The sequence below is a fragment of the Ruegeria sp. BF12 genome, assembly GCF_056538705.1.
On record NZ_JBQFTP010000011.1, the window covers coordinates 114730 to 137279 of the forward strand.

At 58.4% G+C, this 22550-nt stretch carries 22 protein-coding genes; 9 read left to right on the forward strand and 13 right to left on the reverse strand.

All coding sequences use genetic code 11. The features are described 5' to 3' along the window. Positions 1-38: 38 nt before the first annotated feature. Positions 39-1346, reverse strand: a complete 1308-nt coding sequence (hslU, locus tag ACR0J0_RS17125; protein ID WP_480665352.1) for an ATP-dependent protease ATPase subunit HslU — start codon at positions 1344-1346, stop codon at positions 39-41. Between the two features lie 199 nt (positions 1347-1545). Between hslU and ACR0J0_RS17130 the strand changes: the two genes are divergently transcribed. Next, on the forward strand, positions 1546-1947 hold the full coding sequence (locus tag ACR0J0_RS17130) for a DM13 domain-containing protein (protein ID WP_480665353.1): 402 nt from the start codon (positions 1546-1548) through the stop codon (positions 1945-1947). A gap of 116 nt (positions 1948-2063) precedes the next feature. Beyond that, positions 2064-3305: an MFS transporter gene (locus ACR0J0_RS17135; protein WP_480665354.1), complete on the forward strand. Its 1242-nt coding sequence runs from the start codon at positions 2064-2066 to the stop codon at positions 3303-3305. Here the strand turns inward: ACR0J0_RS17135 and hslV are convergent. Next, positions 3302-3853, reverse strand: a complete 552-nt coding sequence (gene hslV / locus ACR0J0_RS17140; protein ID WP_480665355.1) for an ATP-dependent protease subunit HslV — start codon at positions 3851-3853, stop codon at positions 3302-3304. The two genes, ACR0J0_RS17135 and hslV, sit on opposite strands and share 4 nt — an antisense overlap. Before the next feature lie 197 nt (positions 3854-4050). Here hslV and ACR0J0_RS17145 point away from each other — a divergent pair, with 197 nt between their 5' ends. Beyond that, positions 4051-4245, forward strand: coding sequence for a DUF1127 domain-containing protein (locus tag ACR0J0_RS17145; protein WP_480665356.1), 195 nt, complete (start codon positions 4051-4053; stop codon positions 4243-4245). A 61-nt stretch (positions 4246-4306) separates the two neighbouring features. On the opposite strand, the gene ACR0J0_RS17150 is transcribed toward ACR0J0_RS17145, so the two are convergent. Together ACR0J0_RS17150 and ACR0J0_RS17155 are read right to left on the reverse strand one after the other, a co-directional pair. Continuing rightward, positions 4307-4669, reverse strand: coding sequence for a Lin0512 family protein (locus tag ACR0J0_RS17150; RefSeq protein ID WP_480665357.1), 363 nt, complete (start codon positions 4667-4669; stop codon positions 4307-4309). Next, complete coding sequence (locus ACR0J0_RS17155; RefSeq protein ID WP_480665358.1) at positions 4666-5016, reverse strand: Lin0512 family protein; 351 nt, start codon at positions 5014-5016, stop codon at positions 4666-4668. The genes ACR0J0_RS17150 and ACR0J0_RS17155 overlap by 4 nt, the downstream gene beginning before the upstream one ends. 173 nt (positions 5017-5189) lie before the next feature. Between ACR0J0_RS17155 and ACR0J0_RS17160 the strand changes: the two genes are divergently transcribed. Then, a complete protein-coding gene (locus ACR0J0_RS17160) occupies positions 5190-5546 on the forward strand; it encodes a hypothetical protein (RefSeq protein ID WP_480665359.1) in 357 nt (118 codons plus the stop codon). A gap of 102 nt (positions 5547-5648) precedes the next feature. Here ACR0J0_RS17160 and trxA read toward each other — a convergent pair whose 3' ends face one another. The 8 genes from trxA to regB form a co-directional block, all read right to left on the reverse strand. Further along, positions 5649-5969 (reverse strand): thioredoxin, encoded by a 321-nt coding sequence (trxA, locus tag ACR0J0_RS17165; protein ID WP_170410773.1) that lies wholly within the window; start codon positions 5967-5969, stop codon positions 5649-5651. A gap of 60 nt (positions 5970-6029) precedes the next feature. Beyond that, complete coding sequence (addA, locus tag ACR0J0_RS17170) at positions 6030-9389, reverse strand: double-strand break repair helicase AddA (protein ID WP_480665360.1); 3360 nt, start codon at positions 9387-9389, stop codon at positions 6030-6032. Then, positions 9386-12313 carry a double-strand break repair protein AddB gene (gene addB / locus ACR0J0_RS17175; protein ID WP_480665361.1) on the reverse strand — a complete coding sequence of 976 codons (2928 nt, stop codon included), beginning with the start codon at positions 12311-12313 and terminating at the stop codon, positions 9386-9388. Before addB ends, addA begins: the two co-directional genes overlap by 4 nt. After that, complete coding sequence (locus tag ACR0J0_RS17180) at positions 12306-12992, reverse strand: nucleotidyltransferase family protein (protein WP_480665362.1); 687 nt, start codon at positions 12990-12992, stop codon at positions 12306-12308. Before ACR0J0_RS17180 ends, addB begins: the two co-directional genes overlap by 8 nt. After that, on the reverse strand, positions 12989-13993 hold the full coding sequence (locus tag ACR0J0_RS17185) for an aminoglycoside phosphotransferase family protein (RefSeq protein ID WP_480665363.1): 1005 nt from the start codon (positions 13991-13993) through the stop codon (positions 12989-12991). Before ACR0J0_RS17185 ends, ACR0J0_RS17180 begins: the two co-directional genes overlap by 4 nt. Then, the gene (gene tsaE, locus ACR0J0_RS17190) at positions 13990-14463 is read right to left on the reverse strand and encodes a tRNA (adenosine(37)-N6)-threonylcarbamoyltransferase complex ATPase subunit type 1 TsaE (RefSeq protein WP_480665364.1); all 474 of its coding nucleotides are present in this window, start codon (positions 14461-14463) and stop codon (positions 13990-13992) included. Before tsaE ends, ACR0J0_RS17185 begins: the two co-directional genes overlap by 4 nt. A 41-nt stretch (positions 14464-14504) precedes the next feature. Next, positions 14505-16013: a PAS-domain containing protein gene (locus tag ACR0J0_RS17195; RefSeq protein WP_480665365.1), complete on the reverse strand. Its 1509-nt coding sequence runs from the start codon at positions 16011-16013 to the stop codon at positions 14505-14507. 68 nt (positions 16014-16081) lie between these two features. Beyond that, the gene (regB, locus tag ACR0J0_RS17200; RefSeq protein ID WP_480665366.1) at positions 16082-17479 is read right to left on the reverse strand and encodes a sensor histidine kinase RegB; all 1398 of its coding nucleotides are present in this window, start codon (positions 17477-17479) and stop codon (positions 16082-16084) included. A gap of 92 nt (positions 17480-17571) precedes the next feature. On the opposite strand from regB, the gene ACR0J0_RS17205 reads away from it, so the two are divergent. From ACR0J0_RS17205 to ACR0J0_RS17215, 3 genes are all read left to right on the forward strand, one after another. After that, on the forward strand, positions 17572-18192 hold the full coding sequence (locus tag ACR0J0_RS17205) for an SCO family protein (protein ID WP_480665367.1): 621 nt from the start codon (positions 17572-17574) through the stop codon (positions 18190-18192). An 86-nt stretch (positions 18193-18278) separates the two neighbouring features. After that, complete coding sequence (locus tag ACR0J0_RS17210) at positions 18279-18833, forward strand: ActR/PrrA/RegA family redox response regulator transcription factor (RefSeq protein ID WP_142637470.1); 555 nt, start codon at positions 18279-18281, stop codon at positions 18831-18833. A 145-nt stretch (positions 18834-18978) separates the two neighbouring features. Continuing rightward, a complete protein-coding gene (locus ACR0J0_RS17215) occupies positions 18979-19905 on the forward strand; it encodes a DMT family transporter (RefSeq protein WP_480665368.1) in 927 nt (308 codons plus the stop codon). Between the two features lie 37 nt (positions 19906-19942). On the opposite strand, the gene ACR0J0_RS17220 is transcribed toward ACR0J0_RS17215, so the two are convergent. Beyond that, a complete protein-coding gene (locus ACR0J0_RS17220; protein ID WP_480665380.1) occupies positions 19943-20536 on the reverse strand; it encodes an HD domain-containing protein in 594 nt (197 codons plus the stop codon). Between the two features lie 206 nt (positions 20537-20742). On the opposite strand from ACR0J0_RS17220, the gene ACR0J0_RS17225 reads away from it, so the two are divergent. Beyond that, positions 20743-21057, forward strand: a complete 315-nt coding sequence (locus ACR0J0_RS17225) for a hypothetical protein (protein ID WP_239339490.1) — start codon at positions 20743-20745, stop codon at positions 21055-21057. 100 nt (positions 21058-21157) lie between these two features. Further along, entirely contained in the window at positions 21158-22546 is a 1389-nt protein-coding gene (gene ahcY / locus ACR0J0_RS17230; RefSeq protein ID WP_480665369.1) for an adenosylhomocysteinase, read from the forward strand. The last annotated feature ends 4 nt before the right edge of the window (positions 22547-22550 follow it).

A 22550-nucleotide genomic window follows, 5' to 3' on the forward strand; every position in this document is an offset into this window, starting at 1 on the left:
CACGAGGCGGAATAAACGGCGAAAACCGGCTGGCCGTGTTACAAAACGTAACGGCTGAGGTCCGTAGACTTGGTCAGTTCGCCCAGGTTGTCGTTCACGAACTGCGCATCGACCGTAATTGAGGTCCCGGCCTTGTCTGGGGCGACAAAGGACAGATCCTCAAAAACGCGCTCCATCACCGTATAGAGGCGCCGCGCCCCGATGTTTTCCACGCTTTGGTTCACGTCAGCCGCGATTCTCGCCAGCGCCGCAATCCCGTCTTCGGTAAAGCTGACCGTGACCTCTTCGGTGCCCATCAATGCCGTGTACTGGCGGGTCAGGGCGTTATCTGTTTCGGTCAGGATACGAACGAAGTCCTCTTCGGTCAGCGCGCGCAGTTCCACGCGGATCGGCAGGCGACCCTGAAGTTCCGGCAACAGGTCCGATGGTTTGGCGATGTGGAAGGCGCCGGATGCGATGAACAGGATGTGGTCGGTTTTGACGGGGCCATGCTTGGTGGACACGGTTGTGCCTTCGATCAAGGGCAGCAGGTCACGCTGGACCCCTTCGCGGCTGACATCGCCGCCACGCGCGTCCGAGCGGGCGCAGACCTTGTCGATCTCATCCAGAAACACGATGCCGTTCTGTTCGACTGATTCCAGCGCAACACGGGTGACGGTTTCATCATCCAGTAACTTGTCGGCCTCTTCGCCGATCAGGGCCTCATAGCTTTCGGCGACGGTCATCTTGCGTTTGACGGTACGCCCGCCAAAGGCCTTGCCGAAGATATCGCCCAGATTCATCATCCCCATCTGGCTGCCCGGCTGGCCGGGAATGTCGAACATCGGCATCGGGTTCGAGGTGTCGGACAGTTCCAGTTCGATCACCGTGTCGTCCAGCTCGCCTGCTTTCAGCTTTTTGCGGAACATCTCGCGGGTGCCTTCACGGGCGTCAGTGCCGGCGATGGCTTCGATCACGCGGTCTTCGGCGGCCTGATGCGCCTTGGCTTTGACATCTTCGCGCATGTATTCGCGGGTCTGCAGGATCGCGGCATCGGCCAGATCGCGCACGATCTGTTCGACGTCACGCCCGACATAGCCCACTTCGGTGAACTTGGTGGCCTCGACCTTGATAAACGGCGCGCGGGCCAGTTTGGCCAGACGGCGGCTGATCTCGGTCTTGCCGACACCGGTGGGACCTATCATCAGGATGTTCTTGGGATAGACCTCGTCCCGGATATCGTCGGCCAGCTGCTTGCGCCGCCAGCGGTTGCGCAGCGCCACGGCTACGGCGCGTTTGGCGTCTTTCTGCCCGATGATGAAGCGGTCCAGTTCCGAGACGATCTCGCGCGGGGTCAGGTCGGTCATGTCAAATCAATCCGTCTGTTTCGCAGCGGAACCTAATCATACCGAGCAAAAACACAAGCCGATCACGGAAAACTCACGCCAACACACGTTCTGCACACGGAAAATCGTGGTGATGTGAATCGCCAGATCGCGGTCTCGTGCTGCATGGTGAGCGTCGACGGGCAAATTCGCCTGTACTGATTAATGGGAGACCCAAATCATGATGACTCGTCGTTCGCTCTTTTTGAATGCGGCCGCCACCGGCGCGGCCCTGACCCTGGCCAGCGCCAATGTCGCCCTGGCTGGCGGTGCAAAGAAAAAGGGCACATTTGAGGGCCGCTCGAAGCACGTGACAACCGGTTCGGTCAAAGTGGTCAAGGATGGCGAGCGCTACATCGTCGAATTGGGTGATGACTTCTCGCTGGACAATGGCCCGGATCCGCGCGTGGCCTTCGGCAAGGACGGCACCTATGATCCCAACTCCAAGCTGGGCGCGCTGCTGAACCTGAAAGGCAAGCAGCAGTATGCCGTGCCGCCGACCATGGATATCTCGGGCTACAACGAGGTTTACATCTGGTGCGAGGTCGCTGGCGTTCCGCTGGGCGTCGCGGCGCTTTCGTAACCCAACATCGAGAGACGCCCGGAGGCCGGGAAATTTCCGGCCTCTGACAAGCCGTTAGGTGGCAAAGCGCCTGTCTGTTACACTCACCCGAAGGAACCAGTTCCGGGGTGTGTTTCATGACGAAAATTGCCAAGATTACATTGCTGTTTGTGGTATTCGTGGATTTGATCGGGCAAGGCCTGGTCTTTCCCATCATCAACTCTCTGATCATGGAAACAAAATCCGGGTTCCTGCCGGAAAGCACGCCAATGGGGCGGAGGCACTTCTACTATGGTCTCGTCATCGGGTGTTTCTTTCTGTCCTGGTTTCTGGGCGTTGTTTACGTTGCCAAGGTTTCGGATTCGATCGGGCGCAAGAACGCCCTTCTGGTTTGCCTGGGCGGAGCTCTGGCTGGTTATGCCATCACCATCGTGGCGCTGTATATGAACAGTCTGTTCCTGCTGATCCTCGGTCGCTCGATCACCGGGTTTACCGCCGGCAACCAGCCCATCGCACAGGCGGCGATGATTGACGGCAGTACCGACGCAGCAGATCGAGACCGTAACATGGGCTACATCATCACCGGCGTCAGCTTTGGTCTGGTCGGTGGCCCGATAATCGGAGCTGTTCTGTCGGATGCAGCCATTTTGGGCAGCTACGCGACGCTCAAGATGCCGTTCTATGGCGCGTTTGTTCTGGTGCTGATCGCCATCTTCCTAGTGAGCGTTTACTTCAAGGACACCCGCACCGAGCGCGCGGCATTCGTATTCCGTCCACGCGACATCACCGATAGCCTGATCGCGGTGCGTGAACATCCGATGGTTTTGAAGATCCTGCCGGTCTATGCGCTGTTCATGATTGCCAACGTCACCTTCTACGTGTTCGTAGACAACTTTCTGACCAGCGCCTGGGGATATGGCGTGATTGGCGGCAGTATGGCGATGGTGGTGATCGGCTTTGCGCTGGCGTTTTCCAGCACGTTCCTTGTGAAACCGGCGCAAGAACGATTCAGTAAGCATGCGATCATCCATACCTCACTGGTGGTGATGGTGATCTGTGGCTTTGCCTTCGCCTTCAGCCCGAACGGGGTACTGAGCTATGTCCCGGTCTTTTTCTTCTATTTCTTCTTCGGGGTTTCGTATCCAACCTTGCTGGGCGTGTTTTCTTCTAGCGTCAGCGAGGCGGATCAGGGTTGGGTCATGGGTGTCACCACGGCGGTCTTCTGCCTTGCCGGTGGCGTCATGTCCCTGATTGGCGGCGGATTGATGAGCGTCGACATCCGCCTGCCCTATTACATCGTCATCGCGACAGCCCTGCTTGGGCTGGTCGGTATGTACCGTCGCTGGAAAGGGAAAGAGATCTCGGCGCTGCTGGCTTAGATCGTCTCAACCGTCAGGTTTCCGTTGGTGTAAACGCAAATGTCGGCGGCAATCGCCATGGCTTCGCGGGCGACCTCTTCGGCCGTTTTGTCGCTGCCCATCATCGCACGGGCCGCGGCCAGCGCGAAATTCCCGCCTGATCCGATGGCGGCCACGTTGTGCTCAGGCTCCAACACGTCCCCTGCACCGGTGATGACCAACAGATCTTTGCCGTCGGTAACGATCAGCATCGCCTCAAGCTTTTGCAGGTATTTGTCGGTCCGCCAGTCCTTGGCCAGTTCGACCGAGGCACGGGCCAACTGACCCGGTGTCGATTCCAACTTGGCCTCAAGCCGTTCCAACAGGGTAAAGGCATCCGCAGTCGATCCGGCGAACCCGGCAACAACTTCGAACCCGCCTGGCGACAAGCGGCGCACTTTGCGGGCGGTGCCCTTGATCACGGTCTGGCCCAGGCTGACCTGCCCGTCCCCGGCAATGACGACCTGGCCGCCTTTTTTGACACCAATGATGGTTGTCCCGTGCCAACCGGGAAAATCGCTGTCCGCCATGAAAGCCTCCGTGTTCTCAGTCGCTATATATGGGCCGGGCGCGGGACCGGCGCAACCCGTTGCACAACTGCCCAAAAGATATGCACAAAACGCAATCCGGGGTTACCGGACCAGCAATTGTGAGTCCCTGCCCGTAGGACTACATGAGGCTCACAACCGACAACGGGTCGGCTGTTTCAGATATAAGGACTGGGAACATGGCAACGACTGCAAACATCCATGCCCCACTCGGAGCAGCTACCATCCTGCACGTAGTGGACGCATTCATCAATTTCTTCGACTCCGCTGTTGAGCGTTACGAAAGCCGCAAGACGCGCAAGATCCTGTCGGGTCTGACCGACGCACAGCTGGAAGATATCGGCCTGGTACGCGCGGATATCGCAAAGATCTGATCCTGCAATCAGAACCAGAACATGAAGCAGCCGCCCGGAGATCCGAGCGGCTTTTTCTTTGTCAGCTTTGTACGTATTTGCCTGCCTGATCCGGAAGAAACGCCTCGATCGCGGCGGTGGCGATGACGTGGCAGGTGCCAGCGGCGTCATCCACGACATCCAGACCGCCTTTGACGGCCCGCACTTCGGCACGTCCCCGCGGCAGATCGGCAGCAACCTTGTCGCAATCGACCTCCTCAGGGCTTTGTACGGCGATGGTCACCTGAACGCGCATTTCCTTGTGGTCGATTCCAAGCTTGGAAAACAGCGTGATCGAGGAATGATGCAGCGCGTCCTGCACCGCGCGGCAGGCAGCTTTGGTGTAATTCTGACCGTAAAGATCGTTGCCGGTACCCATTTCCAGAATGATACGCTTCTCGGTCATCGGGCGGGCTCCATGTCGAATGAGACGATGACGGCGGCATTGGCAATAACAGTGCTTCCGTCGGTGTGGGGTTTTTCAATATCCAATCCGCCCTGCGTCACCGTGATATTGGGTTGGCCATAGGGGAAGATCGCCTTCAGCGCCTCAGTATCGACTTTGTCAGGCTGTTGAACGCCAACTTCGGCGTCAATGATCATCGCCTCTTTGGGAAATCCGAACAGCTCGGCCATATTCACCGAGTTATGCCACAGCGCATCCTTGATCGCCCGCAAGGCGGCCTCGGTATAATCCTCGCGCCGGAGGGATGTTCCCATCCCGAACTCCACCAGAACCCGTGTTTTGGGCATGTCGCCTCCTGTTTCTTTTACAGCGGTACTCTGCACGAGCTGTCCTGAATTGAAAGAACCAGAAGAACGATGTGTATCCGGCCAAGGTCGATAGGGCGGAAAATTGGCTTGAGTCGGCAAAATCGACTAAAATCCCAGAAATTTAGTTCGTTGTCAGAGAAGGATTTGATCTGATGAAGTCATTTCACCTCACTTTAACAGCAGTGGTAATTGGGCTTGCGGCGACATTTGTGTCCGCTGAAGAAATAGAAGACCAACGAAAATTCATGGAATTGATCGTCGGTAAAAAACTTGTACAGGGCGAAACCTGGGTGAAAATTCTCAAGGACGGCAAGGTCGAGGGCAAAGGCCCCAAAGCCGGCGACATCAGCGGTTCGTGGGAATGGAGCGGAAAATACTACTGCCGGGAACTTGTTATCGAGGGCGTCGCCCTACCCAATGACTGTCAGGTGGTCACAATCGATGACGGCAAAGTCACGTTCACGCACAAGGAGGGCGCCGGAGTTTCGGTGCAATGGAACATCGAATAGGGTCGCCCGTTGCACGAGGAATGCTCTACCGGGTGACAGGTTCAGCGCTAAAAAAAGCGCCCCAAAACGGGGCGCTTTCGAGATTCGAAGATCTTTGGACCTTTAGATCGACTCGTCGATCCAGCTTTGCAGCGCGGCTTTCGGTGCTGCGCCTGCGCGGTTTGAAACAACCTGACCATCCTTGAAGATGAACAGCGCGGGGATGCCACGTACGCCCATGGCAGCCGCCGAATTCGGGTTGCTGTCCACGTCCACCTTGGCAATTTTCACCTTGCCGCCGTATTCGTTGGCCAGCTCTTCCAGAGCGGGGCCGATCTGCTTGCAGGGGCCACACCACTCGGCCCAGAAATCCACCACGACGGGGACATCGGAATTCTTGACTTCGGCGTCAAAGGTATCGTCGGTAACGGCAACGGTCGACATATTCTGTCTCCTGAATGGGGTAAACTCGGGAATTGAACGTAGGGGCCGGACATTCCAAGGTCAAGATATCTGGGTGCGAGACATGGCCAGCGTCACAAGATCGTGTGGCAACCACATCAGCTCAGCTGTCCTGGTCCACAGGATTGCGGTTCGAATTTCGTGGTTCGGATAGATCTGCGACAGCGCCTGGGCATAAGCGCCCATCTGCCGCAGCAAACCCTCAGGGCAGGATTGCGCGCTGTCGGGAACCGTCGCATTTGATTTGAAATCAATGACCTGAACCTCGGTCTCCGTGACAACCAACCGGTCGATCACACCATGCATGCGGTGTCCGTTAAGGGCGGCGGTCACCGGAACCTCGGCAAGCGTACCCTCGGCAAAAACAGGTTGGAGATGAGCGGCAGTCAAAACGTCGCAGGCCTCGTCCAACAGCTCTTGCCGTTCCGCATCCTGCATATCGGGCAGAACCCGGACGCAAAGCTGCGGCCAGTTTTCCCGAGCGACTGAGGGCAAATGTTCAAGCAGCAGATGCAAGCGCGTACCGCGCAGCTTTGCCGCCTCTTCATCCTGCCCGGTATCGCCGGGCAACGCCTTGGCACCGCCCAGATCCGATGGGCTGAGCGTTTCGGCTTCAGCCTCGGGTGATTCAGCGGGCGAAAGGAACGCGGCGGGCAATTCCAGTTCGGTTAGGGTCGTCTCTTCGGTTTCCATAAGCGGCGGCGCGTCCCAATCCCCATGCGACAATCGCAAAGTTCCGGTGCCGGGAAGTGCTACGGCCCCTGCCCGTTCCATCGCAGCCTGCACCAGTTGGTACCAGCTGGTTCCGTCCTTCCCGACATCTCCGGCGGCACCGACGATCAACCACTTTTCCGCACGTGTCAGCGCCACGTACAGCAATCGCAACCGCTCATTCTCTTCGCGTGATCGCGCTTCGTCCCGCGCGCGGGCGATCAACGACGGAGAGGCATCCGCAGGCACCTTCCACAACGGTGTGTTGTCCGAAACCATGATCTCGGCGTCACGCGGGGCTTGCCGTTTTCCAGTGTCAGGCAGGATGACGATCGGTGCCTCAAGCCCTTTGGAGCCATGCACCGTCATCACCCGGATCATGTTGCCCACACCGCTCATCTGGCGTTTGATTTCCAGATCGTCCGTCTGCATCCAGACCAGAAATCCGGTCAGGCTGGGGATATCCGTGCGTTCATATGCCAGCGCCTGCGACAGCAACGCGTTGATCCCGTCCTCGGCCTCAGCTCCAAGTCGGCCCAGCAGCTTTCGGCGGCCGTCATGGCGGGTCAGGATGCGTTCGATCAGGTCATAGGGGCGCAAAAAGTCGATCTGACCGCGCAGGTCGTTCAGCACCGCAAGCGTTTCCGGGAATTCTTCGGCCCGGTTGCGCAACGCGGCCCACAGAAATTTCTCTTGCCGCCGATGGGCCAGATCGAACAGCGCCTGCTCGCTCCACCCGAACAGCGGGGATTTCAGGACGGTGGCCAGTGACAGGCTGTCCTCGGGTGTGGCCAGAAAGCTCAGCAGCGCCGCTAAGTCCTTGACTGCCAGCTCAGCGCCAACCTTCAGTCGGTCGGCCCCGGCAATGGGCAGGCCCTCGGTCTTGCAGGCGCGAATGAGCTCGGCAAACAGGTCCGAGCGGCGCTGGACAAGGATCAGGAAATCACCCGGTCGCACTTTGCGACGGACAAATGTGCCGGGGGTCTCGCCGTCTTCAGGGATCGTCTCGCCCTGCTCGATCATGTGTTTGATCGACTTGGCCACTTTTTCGGCCAGAATAACGGTGTGGTGGCGCGCACCCGGTCGATCCACCGGATCGGTCCAGTCGCCATCCTCTTCATCCTCGACCTTTTCGACCACCGGCCACAGATCTATTCGCCCCGGCAGATCCGCCTTGAACGCGCGGTGCTGGCTGTCCTTGTGAAACCCCGCATCGGTGCTGTTTTCGAATAGAATATCGACCAGAGACAGGATCGCGCTGGAAGACCGGAACGAGTATTCCAGCGTCGAATCCCACAGTTTAGAGCCTGATTCCGACAGTTTCTTGCCAAACTCCGCCTGCATACGGTCAAAGGCCTGGGGGTCGGCACCCTGAAAGGAATAAATCGACTGCTTCTTGTCGCCGACCACGAAAATGGTGCGCTCGATGCCGGAACGGGCCCCCTCGCCGCTAGTGAACTCCTGCGCCAGTTTCTCGACCACGTCCCATTGATCAGGGCTGGTGTCCTGCGCCTCATCGACCAGAATGTGGTCGATACCACCATCCAGTCGATACAGCACCCATTCGGCCACAGCCGGGTCATTCAACACCTGCCTGGCGCGCAGGATAAGATCGTCGAAATCCAGCCACCCGCGTAATTGCTTGCGCCGTTCGTACTCTGGCAGAAAGGCGGCGGCAAATCGATGCAACACCAGCGTCTTGCGTGCTGCAATCAACGCCAACCGGTGCTCCCGTGCGGCTTCGATGCGCAGCATGAGCGCCTCGAGCTGGGGCATCTGATCGGCCAGCGCCCCTTCGCGCAGGGCTTTGGTGGGAAAGCTGTTGATCTTGGCCGTGAACGGTTCTTTGGCGGACTTGCCAGTTAGAAAAACGCCTTCCAACACTTGCAGACTGCCGATCCGGGCCTCGGTGAAGGCCGCGAGTTTCGCCGCAGCCTTGGCGTTATTGCCGCCGCTTTCCGTCAACGCGGCCAACAAGCTTTGGATAAGGTCAACTTCACCGCCGAGGAAAACGCGGTTCAACAGGGCATCTTCATCGAACCCATCTGGCAGGTCGAACCGCTGCAACAGATCAGTCCATTCCATAGCCTGCGCGAACTGATTGCGCTTTTGAGTAATGGCCGCCGTCAGCTTGTCAAACCCGGTATCGGTGACAAAACGGGCGACATCTTCGATCAATCCCGCCTGTGGACCCTCGGCAAAATCCTCGACGACTTCTTCGCGCAACAGCGCTGCGGCGCGATCTTCCATTTCCGAGAATTGCGGGCTGACCCCGGCCTCAAGCGGAAACCGCCGCAACAGCGACGCGCAGAACGAGTGGATTGTCTGGATCTTCAATCCACCGGGCGTTTCGATCGCGCGCGCAAACAGGGTTCGGGCCTGCGCTAGCCTTTGCGGGTCTATTTTGCCGGGCACGCCGAGATCGGTCAGTTGCGAAAGCAAACCGGCATCATCCTTCATTGCCCATTGTCCGAGGCGATCAAACAACCGGTTTTGCATCTCGCTGGCCGCAGCCTTGGTATAGGTCAGGCACAGGATGTGCTGAGGCTGCACCCCATCTAAAAGAAGACGCGCTACCCGGTCAGTCAGAACCCGCGTTTTTCCCGAGCCCGCATTCGCCGCCAGCCAGGTCGATGCATCGGGCCGCGCGGCCTGGACTTGCCGCTCGGTTGCGTCATTACGGGCGCTCATGTCATGTCCTCAGGCGTTGTTTTGTCGGTGCGATCCCATTCGCCGAACCGGGCCAGATGGTCATAGTCGCCAATATCCGTGTCCTTGTGCAGCATCCGTCGGGAAGAAAAGCCCTGATCAGGCTCTAAATAGGCCGAAATCAGCTCTTTTAGCTCGGCAAGAACCTTGTCCGGCGGCTCTTTGGCCAAGGGCGCGGGCACTTCTTTGTACGTGCCGCCCATGCCGATAAAGACCGCTTCGGCCACGGATGAGGGGTCGAAGCCTTCGATGCCACCCTGCTCGGCCATCGCGGCTTCGATCAGCAACTGTTTGTCGAATTTGGCCTGCTGGCTTTCGGTGGGCGGCGTACCGGTTTTGTAATCCACGATCCGCAGCGCACCCCGACCGTTCCGGTCGATCCGGTCCGCACGACCAACGATGGAAAAATCCAACGGTGACAGCACCAATTTCATCGCAGCTTCGAAGGCCACCGGCCCGCCATCACCGCGCCGCGTGGTTTCTGCTGACAGAAAATCATCGGCAATGCGTTCCAGTCGCGCCAGCCAGAGTTTCCGCGCCGTAGGCCACGCAACATGCTGATCCAGCAGAGTTTCCGCGCGTTTCAGAAAGTTGTCCCGGGTCAGGAGAGCCGAATCCAGGACGCTGTCCTTGACGAAATGTTCGAGAATTTCGTGGATGACGATCCCGCGCAACAACGCATCCGGGGCCTGAACCAACGGGTCCAGTGGTTTCAGCCGCAGCACATGCTTGGCATAAATCGCGTAAGGATCGCGGATCAGGCGTTTGATATCTGTCACGCTCAGGCGGTTCGGACGCGATGACACAGGAGGTCGCGGTGATGGCCGTGTGGCGGGTTCGATTGACGGCGCAGCCTCCAATTGTTCCGACCAGCGCAGCCATTGCCGCCCACGTGCGCGCATTCCGGACAGGGCGTCAGGCCCACCCTGCCCGGGCAAGCCTTGCAGCAGGTTCGTCATCCGGTTCAGCCAACGCGATGGCACGGTTTCTGCGTCATCGGACCGGGTCGCACGGGTCAGCCAGACCTCGGGCGCGCCGACGGCTTGTTGGAAATCATGCGCCGACAGACCGATCCGTCGTTCGGGCAGCAAAAGCCCGGCCTTGTCGCGCATCTGGCGGTTCAACCAAGGGTCCGGCGCGGCGGCTTCGGGCCAACTGCCTTCGTTCAGCCCTCCCAAAATCAGCAGATCTGCCCCCTGCACGCGCGCCTCGAGCGTGCCCCAGATCATGATGTGCGGATGTGGTGCGTCGCGGTCCCGAACTTCTTCGCCCGCCAGAAGCGCGCCCAACAGATCGGCGAAGTCATGGGCGGTCATCGGGCCGCCATGTTCTGCTTCATCGTCCAGGGCAGTCAGAACACCCAGCGCCTTTTGACCTGCGTTTTTGTCCCACAGTGTCCCGGAGTCCCCGATGCTGCCCGCCGAAATCGCTTCGGCCAAGCTGCGTAGCCTTATGACCCAATCCGCCAGTAGAAGCTCGCCCGAGATCTGCTGATCGCAGAAATGGCCGGTCAGCCAGCGCACCCAGTCCTCGGGCACCTCTTTGCGGACGGCAAAAGCGGTCAGGCTGACACTGTCCGGGAATGGCGGGCCGTGACGACGCAAATCCAGTTCAAGATCGCGCGTATGCAGCAAATGCGCCCCGCGTTCACCGCCATCGTGGCAAAGCGGGTGTTTCAATAGGGTCAACAACGCCTCGCCATCCAGACGCCTCGCGAACAGGCCTGCGACGTGACGCAAGAACCGGCCAGGTGGTGACAGTTGCAAGGGCAACCCGGCGCTGTCATCGGGAAGAATGTTCCAGCGATCCAGCGCGGCGCTGACCTGACGTGTCAGCATCCGGTCAGGTGTGATCAGGGCGGCGGTCTGTCCGGTTTCAGCGGCCTGCCGCAGACGCAGTGCGATGGCCAGCGCCTCGGATCGCGGGGATTGCGCCTCCACCAGAGTAAGCTCCTTAGTCGCGCCTTCCAGATCGGTCAGCTGAGGGCCTTCGGACATCCAGGCATCGGTGATCGGTGCCGGTCGTAATGCAAGTGAAATCAAACGATTGCGAGAGGGTGAGGGAGGTTGATCGCCGGTCCATGGCTGTATCTGATCAGGTTCTAAATCGAGCTGCGTCATCAGCTTGCGAAACCGGTATTGAGGGTGATCCTCAGAAGTCAGCGCGTCGTCCAATCCTCGCCAAACGTGATCCGGCTGGTCAAAGTCATATCCGGGCAGAATCAGCGCACCCTGAGGCAGACGGGCAATCGCCTCCATCAGCATCAGTGTGGTGCCGCGCGAACCGGTCGAACCAGCGAGAATGACAGGATGCTGCGGCGGAGAAGCCTGCCAGCGCGTGATCAGATTCTCGACCACACGCCGCTGCCGGGCCTGTACGTCCAGTGCGTTCTGACCAGTGTCGATGAAGTTATCCGCAATCCCGATGAAAGCTTGCGCACGCGCCCAGTGTCCGGACATGTCGCTGACATCCAACTGCCGGATTGCGTCGGGCGAAACGCCTTCGCCCTGCATCTCATCAATCAGTGCCGCCAGGCTGTCGGACAGGTCGAACAATGAGGATCGCGCGGCCAGATCGGGCTGTTGTTCCAACAGCTTGGCAATCAGCTGCGTCAATTCCAACCTGCGCCGAAGCGGCGGAACAGCAGGTGGTAACTGCGCCAGGTCGAGGCTTTCACCCAGATCGGTGACCAGAGAAAGGCGCGGCAACAGGCAGGACGGACCCTGATCGAACAGATCGCGGACTCGCCGGGCCATGCGCCGAGTGTTGACGACCAACTGAACCCGCGCCAGTGCTTCGGGCGGGTTCCCGGCGCTGCGGTCACGTAATCCCTGAACCAGCATTTTCGGAAAATCCGCACCGGGCGGCACGGCAAAAACGCGCGGCGTGGGGCAGGGATCAAACATCAGCGATCAGCCCCTCGGCAAGCGAAATTCCGTCGGGATGACCGACATCGCACCAGCGGCCCGGATAGGTCAAAGCAAACAGACGGTCCCGTTGCTTCATTCGGTCCCAAAGCACGTTGAGGGAAAACGCTTTTTCAGGGATGTCCATCAGACCCTCGGTCTTCATGATCTGCGCCCCACCATAGATCAAACCGCCGCCGCGGGTGATCCGACCGGAGGAATCCGCAGTAAAATCGCCCGATCCTGTGTGTCCGACAGTCTGCGCCACAGGAACACACATCAACAGCGCATCCATGTGATCAGGGTCCCATGCGTCGCGGAGCATAGATAAGGGGTTCGGCCCTGACCAGATCGCGTCGGGATTCAACGTGAAAACAGGATTCGAGCCTAACAAAGGTAAAGCGGCGCGAATTCCCCCCCCGGTTTCAAGGATATCCGGGGTTTCATGGGACAGCAGGACGCCTTTTGGGCTCAGATGTGCCTCAAGCTGATCAGGCAGATAGTGCAGGTTCGCCACCACGCGCGCGGGGCGCAGTTCGGTCACCAAATCCAGTGCGTGGTCGATCAGCGGTTTGCCGGCGACCTCGATCAAAGGTTTGGGCTTGGTCTTGGTCAAAACACCCATACGGGTGCCAAACCCGGCAGCAAAAAGCATGACGGCTTCGGGGTGTTGGGTCATTTCTGTCTGAGCCTGTCCAGGTTTTCAGGGGTGGGCGCGGGCAGGGCATTGCGCAGCAGATCTGCGACAGACACCAGCGCAGGATGTTCCAGATCCCGCATAAGATGCGCCCAGGTCGCCGGGATCAGATCGACATAGCTCGGCTTGCCATACTCAGTTGCCAGCCGAGCAAAAACACCCAGAATCCGCAGGTTTCTCTGCGCCCCCAACACGGCAAAGGCAGTGCGGAAATCGTGGTCATTCACGCCGGTGGCCGTGATATAGCGGTTTACCATCCGCATCTCGGTGCCGGGCGCCACATCACGGCGCACATCCTGCAGCAGGGACACAAGGTCATAAGCCGGATGACCCAGCATGGCCGTTTGGAAATCTAGCAAGCCGACACGTTGCACCCCATCGCGATCCGGCAGCCAGATCAGGTTTTCGGCGTGGTAATCGCGTAGCACAACAACCTTGGTGCCCGACGTCTCACGATGCAGAATGTCAGAGAACCGGTTTTCGAACCGGTTTCTGGCGTCGATGTCATGAGTACCCAACACCGCCTGTGCGTATTTGGTAAAGGACAGTGCGGCCAGTTCGGTCATCAGTGTTGGGTCGTAGGACTGCAGGGACAGGCTGGGCGCATTGTGCAGATCAATCAGGACGTCGGTTGCAGCTTCGTAGAGTTCGCGTTCCATACGCGGTACTTGCCCTAGCACGCGGGCAAACAGGTCATCGCCCAGATCCTCAAGCAACAGGAACCCAAACTGCGTGTCTTCGGCGTAGATTTCCGGCGCGCTCAGGCCGATGGAACGCAGATATTCATCCACGCGTGCAAAGCTCTCGACGCTTTCCGCCTTGCCCGGTGGAGAGTCCATCAGGACCGCCGTTTTTCCCGTTTCCGGATCGGTCAGCCGTTCATAGCTTCGGTTTGAGGCATCGCCGGCTAATGGCGCGTGCGTTGCGTTGGCCCATGGTGTCTGCGCAATCAGCGCTTCGGCCAAAACCGCCCGGTTCGTCATGCAGGAATCCTTAGTTTCTGAGGCCATTTTGGATCCGACCACGAAAGGGTCAGATGGCGCATTTCGGTCGTGTTAGGGTCTGTTTTGAACGATAGAACGGCAGCGGATTCCGGGGTCAGCGGACCCAGCTTGTCCGGCCACTCGATCAGGCAGATTGCGGTTTCAAAAGCCTCGGTCAGCCCCAGTTCTTCGATTTCTTCGACGGCGCTGAGACGATACAAATCGCAGTGCCAGATTTCTCCGGCCGTCGTGTCATAAGCCTGAACCAGCGTGAACGTGGGCGAGGGCACATCCTCGGGCTCAGTCATCAATGACTGGATCAGGCTGCGGGCAAAATGGGTCTTGCCGCTGCCGATCTCGCCCTCAAGCAGCAGGATGTCACCGGGGGACAGCGCAGCACCAATGCGAGCAGCAAATTCCGCTGTTTCTTCCGGTGAGTTCAAAGTGGCTTTACAGGGCGATTTGGTCATGGCGCCACAATGGCCCCGTGCCCGATTGGCTGCAACCCGGTTCAGGCGCTGATTTGCTGTACCTCTTGCCGCATCACGGCGCGACGATCCGGAGCGAAACGAACAATGGTTGCGCCGTTTAGCATCGGACTGACTGTGCACAGCACCGGAGTCCCGTTTCTCAGGTAAATCTCACCTGACCATTCGGCGCGGTTTTCCCGCATCTCTACAAAATCCCGAATTTCACCGAGGATCGGAGTGGCGGTGCAGAGTTCCTGCCAGTTTCTCGTGACCTCCAGAACGGTATCCGCTTCGAATCCGGCATCGCCAGTGTCACCCCAAAGCTGTTGATAGGCGTAATTTGTAAAAGCTAGCGTTCCGTCGTCGCTGAAGACGGCGACGGCGTCCGCCAATTTGTCCAGAATGGACTGCATCAGGTCCATTTCCGAACGGAACCGACGGGTCAATGTGATCTCGGCCGTGATGTCTTCGAACAAAAAAGCGACGGCGCCGTCCGGATGCGGGCGCCCGCTGACGGAATAAACGGATCCTGAGGGCAGGGACCACGTTTCCTGATAGTTTCCGTCCTCTGCCGCTTCCAGAAGGTCATTCATCTGACTGCGCCAGCTACGGTAGTTCTTGGGTTCCGGCATCATGTGCTGATCCCGCAGCCGGTCAAAAAAGCTGGACAAGCTGGGACGACAGCTCAGGAAATCCGGGGGCAGGGTGGTCAGGTCAATCAGTGCTGGATTGAACAGCGCCAACTGACGGTTGCGGTCAAAGATCGCCAATCCGATAGACAATTGCGCAAAGGTTTTGGTCATGGTCTGAACGAACTTGCGCTGCACCATTTCCGCCTCGACGATAGCGTTGATGTCGACGGCGTAGGACAGGTGGCCTTCGGGGTGATCCACGATGGTAAGGTCAAACCACAACTTGTTGTCACTGAATTCGGAGGAAATGGAGACGCGGGCCTTTGCGCTAAGCCTTTGGTCGTCATCGGGGACCGGAAACAGCGGCGCAGTCAGGTCCGTGTCCTGATCCCGCACCTTGCGGACCAATGAAACATAAGCTGCGTTGCACCAGCGCACATTACTTTGGTGGTCCAGCAGCCAAACAGGGTAGGGTGCCTTCTCCATCGCAAGACGGTTTGGATCATTCGGCGCGCGCTGGATTGTCGAAGGGCATTCGGTTCGGTCGCGCAGTTGAACCCGAACGATGCCGTCTATCCATTCGCACAGCACATCGCGCTCAACCGTGCAGTCAATGGCCGGAATGACCATGTTCCCTTCGCGCCGAATCCTGTCAGGCGATTCAGGAAATGACGGAAAATCCCTGTGGAGCAGGCGGCAGAGGTCGGTCCAGTCGCGAACCTGTTCGAACCCTTCCAGCGCGATGTCCGAGTGGCTGATGAGCCGGTCGCCATCAAACAGGAACACGGCATCAAACAGGGATGCCGGTGAGGACAGGCCAAAATTGTCGCCCCTTTGCCGTCGGCGAGGCAGCAGCCATTGCACCGCAAGACTGGCCGAAACAAGGCTGATGATGGCCAGAATGATCCAGTCGATCATGTGCGCTCCGGTGTAAAACCACGAAAAGAGACTATGCGCCGCAATGGTTAACGGGGTCTTAACCCGAGTCAGGTCTGGAAGCGCTGGTTGACGCCCGAAGGTACGGGGGTATCGCCGGTCTGGGCATCCACCAGGTTACGCGGCCAGTTAACCCTGACGATTGCACCACGGCGTTCCGGATTATCCGATAAGGTCTGATAGGGGTCGGAACCGTTGGCGAAATCCAGTTCCGCTCCGCTGCGCTCCAGAAGCGTTTTGGCGATGAACAGGCCAAGCCCCATGCCTTCGTATTCAGGGCGGGTTTTCTTGTCGGTTTCGGTTCGGCGGCGGCGCATGAAAGGATCGCCAATTCGCCCGATCATCTGCGACGGGTATCCGCGCCCATCATCCATGATGCTGACGGTGATTTGTTTTGAGGTCCATTCAGCCTCGACCCAGACGTTGCCGCGCGAAAAGTCCACGGCATTCTGGATCAGATTGCGCAGGCCATGGATGATCTCGGGTTTGCGCAGGATCGAGGGTTGCTGGACATCGCCGTCCCCGACCGGACCTTCATCAAAGTGAACGGTCTTGCCGCGGTTGATATGCGGCTCGGCCGCCTCATGAACAACGGTGGAAAGTGGCGCCTGCCGCAGATGCAGATCGTCTTTGCCTGCCCGACCCATATCGCGCAGGATGTCCCGGCAACGGTTCGCCTGTTCGCGGATCAGGGCGGCGTCTTCGATTAGGTCGGGCCGGTCATCCAGCTCTTCGATCAGTTCGGAGCTGGCAAGCTTGATTGTTGCCAGCGGCGTACCCAGCTCATGCGCGGCGGCGGCGACCACGCCGCCCAGATCGGTCAGCTTCTGCTCGCGCGCCAGCGCCATATGCGTCGCGGCCAGCGCCTCGGACATGGACTGCACCTCAGAACTGACACGGTGCGAATAAGCACCCAGAAACACGATGGCGATGACGATTGCGGCCCAGTTTCCGAACAGCAATATGGCTGGGATGTCCAGTTCAGCCCCCAGCGCGGTGCGCAATGGCAGATGGAATTCGGCCAGCAGAGTGGTCAGGACAATCGCGACGCCGCCGATGATCAGGGTCGACCGGGTGCTCATGACACTGGCCGAGATTGTGACCGGCCCCACCAGCAGCAGCGCAAAGGGGTTGTTCAGCCCGCCGGTCAGATACAACAGGATGGCCAGTTGCAGCAGGTCGAACAACACCATCAGGAAGTTTTCAAATTCGGACAGGCGCTTGTTGCGGGGAAACAGCAGGATCGCAGTCAGGTTCCCCATGACCGACACCCCGATCGCCAGATAGCACAGAGTGGCATCCAACTGGATGTCATAGGTCTGCTGCGCAACAGTAATGGCGGTGATCTGGCCGATGATCGCGACCCAGCGCAACAGGATCAGTGTGCGCAGCCGAATCCAGCTGCTGCGTTCCTGACCGCTCCATATTGTGATGTTGGAATTTGCCATCGGTCGATTATGTCCTGTTGCATCGGCTGAACTTCTTGATAGGTGTCCCGGCCGAAACGATCAACAACCCCTCTTTTGTCAGGATTGATGTCATGGTTCGTCTTTATGCCATCCTTGCAACCGTTGTTCTGGCCGTTGGCCTGGGCGCCATGTGGCTGCTGACGCGCGGCGCCGGCTCAGACGACGAGTTCGCACAGTGCCGGACCAGTCAGATCGCTGGCGGTGCGGCCGCAATCGGCGGACCGTTCGAACTGATCAATGGCAAAGGCGAAACAGTCACCGACAAGGACGTGATCACCGAACCGACGCTGGTTTATTTTGGCTACACCTTCTGCCCTGATGTCTGCCCGTTCGACATGTCGCGCAATGCCGAGGCCGTGGATATCCTGGCCGAGCGTGGCCAGTCGGTGACACCGCTGTTCATTTCGATCGACCCCGACCGCGACACCCCCGAAGTGATGGCGGACTACGCTTTCAACCTCGGCGGCAAAACCATTGCGCTGACCGGTTCGCCGGAACAGGTCAAGGCCGCGAGCCAGGCCTACAAAACCTATTACAAGGCCCATGACAAAAGCGATGAGTTCTATCTGGTCGACCATTCGACCTTTACTTATCTGGTCACGCCCGAGGATGGTTTCATCGAATTTTTCAACCGCGACGACACCGCCGAACAGATGGCCGATAAGGTCGGTTGCTTTCTGGACAAAATCTGAAGAACAACGGGTTGTTTGACCTTTGAGATGGCGCTGCTATTACTCATGGTTAAGCCAAAGGCGTGAAATAGCGGAAAGAACAGAATATGGCGGACAGCTCTGACCTCGACATCGGCCCCGATAAATCCCTGCTTTTGGTGGACGATGACGAACCGTTTCTGAGACGTCTGGCCAAAGCGATGGAGAAACGCGGGTTCGAGGTTGAAACCGCAGGTTCCGTCGCCGCTGGTCGCGCCATTTCCACCGCCCGCCCGCCCGCCTACGCCGTGGTTGACCTGCGGCTGGAGGACGGCAATGGGCTGGACGTGGTCGAGGTGCTGCGCGAGAAACGCCCCGACAGCCGGGTTGTGGTTCTGACGGGCTACGGTGCGATTGCCACCGCCGTTGCTGCAGTCAAGATCGGGGCGACGGATTATCTGTCCAAACCTGCTGATGCCACCGACATCACCAATGCGCTGCTTGCTAAGGGCGACGAGCTGCCCCCGCCACCGGAAAACCCCATGAGCGCGGATCGTGTCCGTTGGGAGCATATCCAGCGGGTCTATGAGCTGTGCGACCGGAACGTATCGGAGACCGCCCGACGGCTAAACATGCACCGCCGGACGTTGCAGCGGATTTTGGCAAAGCGCAGCCCGCGGTAGTGTCCCGCGAGTTGGATTCAATCTAACACAAGATTGTGTTCAGAGGATGCCGCTTAGGTCAGCTAAGCGGACGACGCGAGCGGACAAAGCAGTCATTCGTAGAATCTCTAAAGACGAAGATGCAAATGCGTGATAGCTCCAGATTATGGCCACGACATCTGCGCGAAATCGACCATCCATCCCTTATGCATTTGCGGTTATTGGTGTTCTTTTTGCTTCAATCTGTTTCGGGCTGGTTCCCTACTTCAGCCGCAGCCTGACCGAACAGGGTGTTGCACCCTATGCGGTCGCATTCTACCGCTACATTGTTGCGGCTCTTCTTCTGCTTCCTGTTCTCATCGTGCACCGAAAAGAATGGCGAGAGATCACTTGGGGTCTTTCAGCCGGAGCCGTTATGGGGCTTGGTTGGATCGGATATGTAACGGCGCTGGAGAAGCTGCCCGCATCGACAGTGGGTGTGCTTTACATGACCTATCCGGTGTTCACCTTAGTTATTGCTTGGGCTGTGTTTGGCGATGCACCCACGCGACGCGCAGTGTTGGCCGCTGGTCTGATTGTGGTGGCAGCTGTCATTGCTGGCTCGCCTGCGTCAGTGGCTGCGGAACACCTACCAACGCTGCTGCTATCCCTTGCCGCCCCATTTGGGTTTGGCTTCGGAATTTGCGTCCTGGTACACAGGTTGTCACGGATTACGCCGTTGGCACGTATCGCGTCAGTTTCTCTGGGGTCTGTACTGGGCCTCGCGCCGCTCATCCTTGGTGCTGAGGTTGGAGAGCTTCTCCCAAGGGAACAATCCGATTGGCTTTTCATTGTTGGTATTGGTCTGGTTACCGCTTTCGTGCCCCAGCTTATCTACACGATATGCTCACCTGTTATTGGGGCTTCCCAAACCGCGGTCGTCGGAAGCATCGAATTGCCCACGATGTTTGCCGTGGGATACCTTGCTTTTGGCGAAGCCATCTCTTTTCCTCAAGCTTTTGCATGTGCCTTAGTGCTGGGCGCAATCGCGATCACAAGAAGTAGAAAGACGCGCACCGTATCTACCGTGCTCGCAAAATCACCGAGGCGGTAGTATTGGGCTCAGAGCCGTCATTGGAAAAATTGGTACGCTATAAAAGGGCTATCAATGCCTCCTGCCGCGCCATATATGCCTCTCGGACCTCAACCGGCGGGCGCAGCGTAATCTCCAATCCCTCCATCACCGCCTTGTCCGGACGTCCAAAGAATTTCGTCGCCTCAGCCTCGGAAAAGCCCGCGATCTGGGTGGCCTCCATCCAGGCGCTGATCTTGTCGGCTTTCTTGATCTGGCGTTTCACCGTTTTCGGCACTTCGGCGGGCAGTCCGAACCGAATGTGGATCGCCGCTGCCAGACGGTCATCCAGCGCGCCGTAATCGGGGCCGACGGCGGATTTTACGGGCGAGATCATATCTCCGATCACATATTCCGGCGCATCATGTAACAACGCCGCGAGCCGCCATTTCGCGGGTGTTTTGGGTGAAATCCGGCCAAAAAGCTCTTCAACCAACAGGGAATGTTCGGCTACGGAATAGGCGAAATCCCCTGCCGTTTGCCCGTTCCAGCGCGCCACAAAGGCCAGTCCGTGCGCGATATCTTCGATTTCGATGTCCACGGGCGTCGGATCCAGCAAATCCAGCCGGCGGCCCGACAACATCCTTTGCCATGCTCTGGGTTGTGTTGCCATTTTGCCATGCCCCCCGATGCCGGACGCGCTTGCGTCGCCTTTTTGTGCTATGATGTACCTGTCTGGATCACCAGCTGCCAACATTTTCTTGAGCATTCGTGCTTTGAACCTGCACGTATCGATCCCGACATATGGACTGAGGGGGGTGCTTACTCCTCCCAGTTGCGCCCCTCTCGAATCGAAACTTGAATCGAAAGGAGCTTGTTATGTTCAAACGCTTGTTCGCAATCGCCCTGACGTTTGGAATGGCTGCCACCGCGCCGCCCGCATTCGCCCAAAGCTGTGCGCAACGCGAGGATGTCATTGCCAAACTGCAGAACAGTTATGCCGAGGAACTGACCTTTGGCGGCCTGCAGAAAACCCGTGGCGCGCAATCGGTCCTGGAAGTCTGGTCATCGAAAGAAACGGGAACCTATACCGTTCTGTTGACCCAAGCCAACGGCATCAGCTGCATTGTGGCCGTCGGCACGGATTTTTTTGAAGCGATCCCAAAGATCAAGATTGATGGCACGCCAAGCTGATTTGAGGGCGTAAGACCTGTTTCCGCCTATCTTCGTTGCCACTTGCATAAAGGGATGCTAGTGGCACTCCGGATCAAAATATACCGGAGTGGAGTATCTGATGGCCGGGGACTACATCGTTAAGGACATTTCGCTGGCCGATTTCGGCCGCAAGGAACTGGATATCGCCGAAACAGAAATGCCGGGTCTGATGGCCCTGCGCGCCGAATACGGCGAAAGCAAGCCCCTGAAAGGCGCGCGCATTGTTGGTTCGCTGCACATGACCATCCAAACCGCTGTTCTGATCGAAACGCTGGTTGCGCTGGGCGCCGATGTGCGCTGGGCATCGTGCAACATCTTCTCGACACAGGACCACGCGGCTGCTGCGATTGCGGCGGCGGCCATCCCTGTCTTCGCCATCAAGGGCCAGACGCTGGAAGAGCACTGGGATTATCTCGACAAATCCTTCCTGTTCGAGGAAGGGCCCAACATGATCTTGGACGATGGCGGCGACGCGACGCTGTACATCCTGCTGGGCGCACGTGCCGAAGCAGGTGAGGACATTATCCCTGTTCCGGGTTCGGAAGAGGAAGAGGTCATCAAAGCTCAGATCAAGAAGCGGATGGAAGCAAGCCCCGGCTGGTTCACCAAGATGCGCGACCAGATCCAGGGCGTATCCGAAGAAACCACCACCGGCGTGAACCGCTTGTATCAGCTGGTCAAAGACGGCCATCTGCCGTTCCCTGCGATTAACGTGAATGACTCGGTCACCAAGTCGAAGTTCGACAACAAATACGGCTGTAAGGAATCGCTGGTCGACGGTATCCGCCGCGCCACCGACACCATGATGGCCGGTAAGGTTGCTGTTGTGTGTGGTTACGGTGATGTGGGCAAAGGTTCGGCCGCCTCGCTGCGCGGTGCCGGTGCCCGTGTGAAAGTCACCGAAGTCGACCCGATCTGCGCCCTGCAGGCGGCTATGGACGGTTTTGAAGTCACCCTGCTGGAAGACGAAGTTGCCAGCGCGGATATCTTCATCACCACAACCGGCAACAAGGACGTGATCCGCATCGAGCACATGCGCGAGATGAAAGACATGGCCATCGTCGGCAACATCGGTCACTTCGACAATGAAATTCAGGTGGCCAGCCTGAAGAACCACAAATGGACCAACATCAAGGAACAGGTGGACATGATCGAGATGCCCTCGGGCAATCGTCTCATCCTGCTGTCCGAAGGCCGTCTGCTGAACCTCGGCAACGCCACTGGCCACCCGTCTTTCGTGATGTCAGCCTCGTTCACCAACCAGGTTCTGGCGCAGATCGAGCTGTTCACCAAAGGCGACCAGTACAACAACGAGGTCTACATCCTGCCCAAGCATCTGGACGAAAAGGTTGCGCGTCTGCACCTGGATCGCATCGGTGTCAAGCTGACCAAGATGGATAACGAGCAGGCGGCATATATCGGCGTCAAGCCCGAAGGCCCGTATAAGCCCGAGCACTATCGCTACTGATTTC

What these genes read in the sequence shown, in the direction of transcription:
- hslU (WP_480665352.1), bottom strand. Translation starts at nt 1,346, where the DNA reads ATGACCGACCTGACCCCGCGCGAGATCGTCTCGGAACTGGACCGCTTC.
- ACR0J0_RS17130 (WP_480665353.1), top strand. Translation starts at nt 1,546, where the DNA reads ATGATGACTCGTCGTTCGCTCTTTTTGAATGCGGCCGCCACCGGCGCG.
- ACR0J0_RS17135 (WP_480665354.1), top strand. Translation starts at nt 2,064, where the DNA reads ATGACGAAAATTGCCAAGATTACATTGCTGTTTGTGGTATTCGTGGAT.
- hslV (WP_480665355.1), bottom strand. Translation starts at nt 3,853, where the DNA reads ATGGCGGACAGCGATTTTCCCGGTTGGCACGGGACAACCATCATTGGT.
- ACR0J0_RS17145 (WP_480665356.1), top strand. Translation starts at nt 4,051, where the DNA reads ATGGCAACGACTGCAAACATCCATGCCCCACTCGGAGCAGCTACCATC.
- ACR0J0_RS17150 (WP_480665357.1), bottom strand. Translation starts at nt 4,669, where the DNA reads ATGACCGAGAAGCGTATCATTCTGGAAATGGGTACCGGCAACGATCTT.
- ACR0J0_RS17155 (WP_480665358.1), bottom strand. Translation starts at nt 5,016, where the DNA reads ATGCCCAAAACACGGGTTCTGGTGGAGTTCGGGATGGGAACATCCCTC.
- ACR0J0_RS17160 (WP_480665359.1), top strand. Translation starts at nt 5,190, where the DNA reads ATGAAGTCATTTCACCTCACTTTAACAGCAGTGGTAATTGGGCTTGCG.
- trxA (WP_170410773.1), bottom strand. Translation starts at nt 5,969, where the DNA reads ATGTCGACCGTTGCCGTTACCGACGATACCTTTGACGCCGAAGTCAAG.
- addA (WP_480665360.1), bottom strand. Translation starts at nt 9,389, where the DNA reads ATGAGCGCCCGTAATGACGCAACCGAGCGGCAAGTCCAGGCCGCGCGG.
- addB (WP_480665361.1), bottom strand. Translation starts at nt 12,313, where the DNA reads ATGTTTGATCCCTGCCCCACGCCGCGCGTTTTTGCCGTGCCGCCCGGT.
- ACR0J0_RS17180 (WP_480665362.1), bottom strand. Translation starts at nt 12,992, where the DNA reads ATGACCCAACACCCCGAAGCCGTCATGCTTTTTGCTGCCGGGTTTGGC.
- ACR0J0_RS17185 (WP_480665363.1), bottom strand. Translation starts at nt 13,993, where the DNA reads ATGACGAACCGGGCGGTTTTGGCCGAAGCGCTGATTGCGCAGACACCA.
- tsaE (WP_480665364.1), bottom strand. Translation starts at nt 14,463, where the DNA reads ATGACCAAATCGCCCTGTAAAGCCACTTTGAACTCACCGGAAGAAACA.
- ACR0J0_RS17195 (WP_480665365.1), bottom strand. Translation starts at nt 16,013, where the DNA reads ATGATCGACTGGATCATTCTGGCCATCATCAGCCTTGTTTCGGCCAGT.
- regB (WP_480665366.1), bottom strand. Translation starts at nt 17,479, where the DNA reads ATGGCAAATTCCAACATCACAATATGGAGCGGTCAGGAACGCAGCAGC.
- ACR0J0_RS17205 (WP_480665367.1), top strand. Translation starts at nt 17,572, where the DNA reads ATGGTTCGTCTTTATGCCATCCTTGCAACCGTTGTTCTGGCCGTTGGC.
- ACR0J0_RS17210 (WP_142637470.1), top strand. Translation starts at nt 18,279, where the DNA reads ATGGCGGACAGCTCTGACCTCGACATCGGCCCCGATAAATCCCTGCTT.
- ACR0J0_RS17215 (WP_480665368.1), top strand. Translation starts at nt 18,979, where the DNA reads ATGGCCACGACATCTGCGCGAAATCGACCATCCATCCCTTATGCATTT.
- ACR0J0_RS17220 (WP_480665380.1), bottom strand. Translation starts at nt 20,536, where the DNA reads ATGGCAACACAACCCAGAGCATGGCAAAGGATGTTGTCGGGCCGCCGG.
- ACR0J0_RS17225 (WP_239339490.1), top strand. Translation starts at nt 20,743, where the DNA reads ATGTTCAAACGCTTGTTCGCAATCGCCCTGACGTTTGGAATGGCTGCC.
- ahcY (WP_480665369.1), top strand. Translation starts at nt 21,158, where the DNA reads ATGGCCGGGGACTACATCGTTAAGGACATTTCGCTGGCCGATTTCGGC.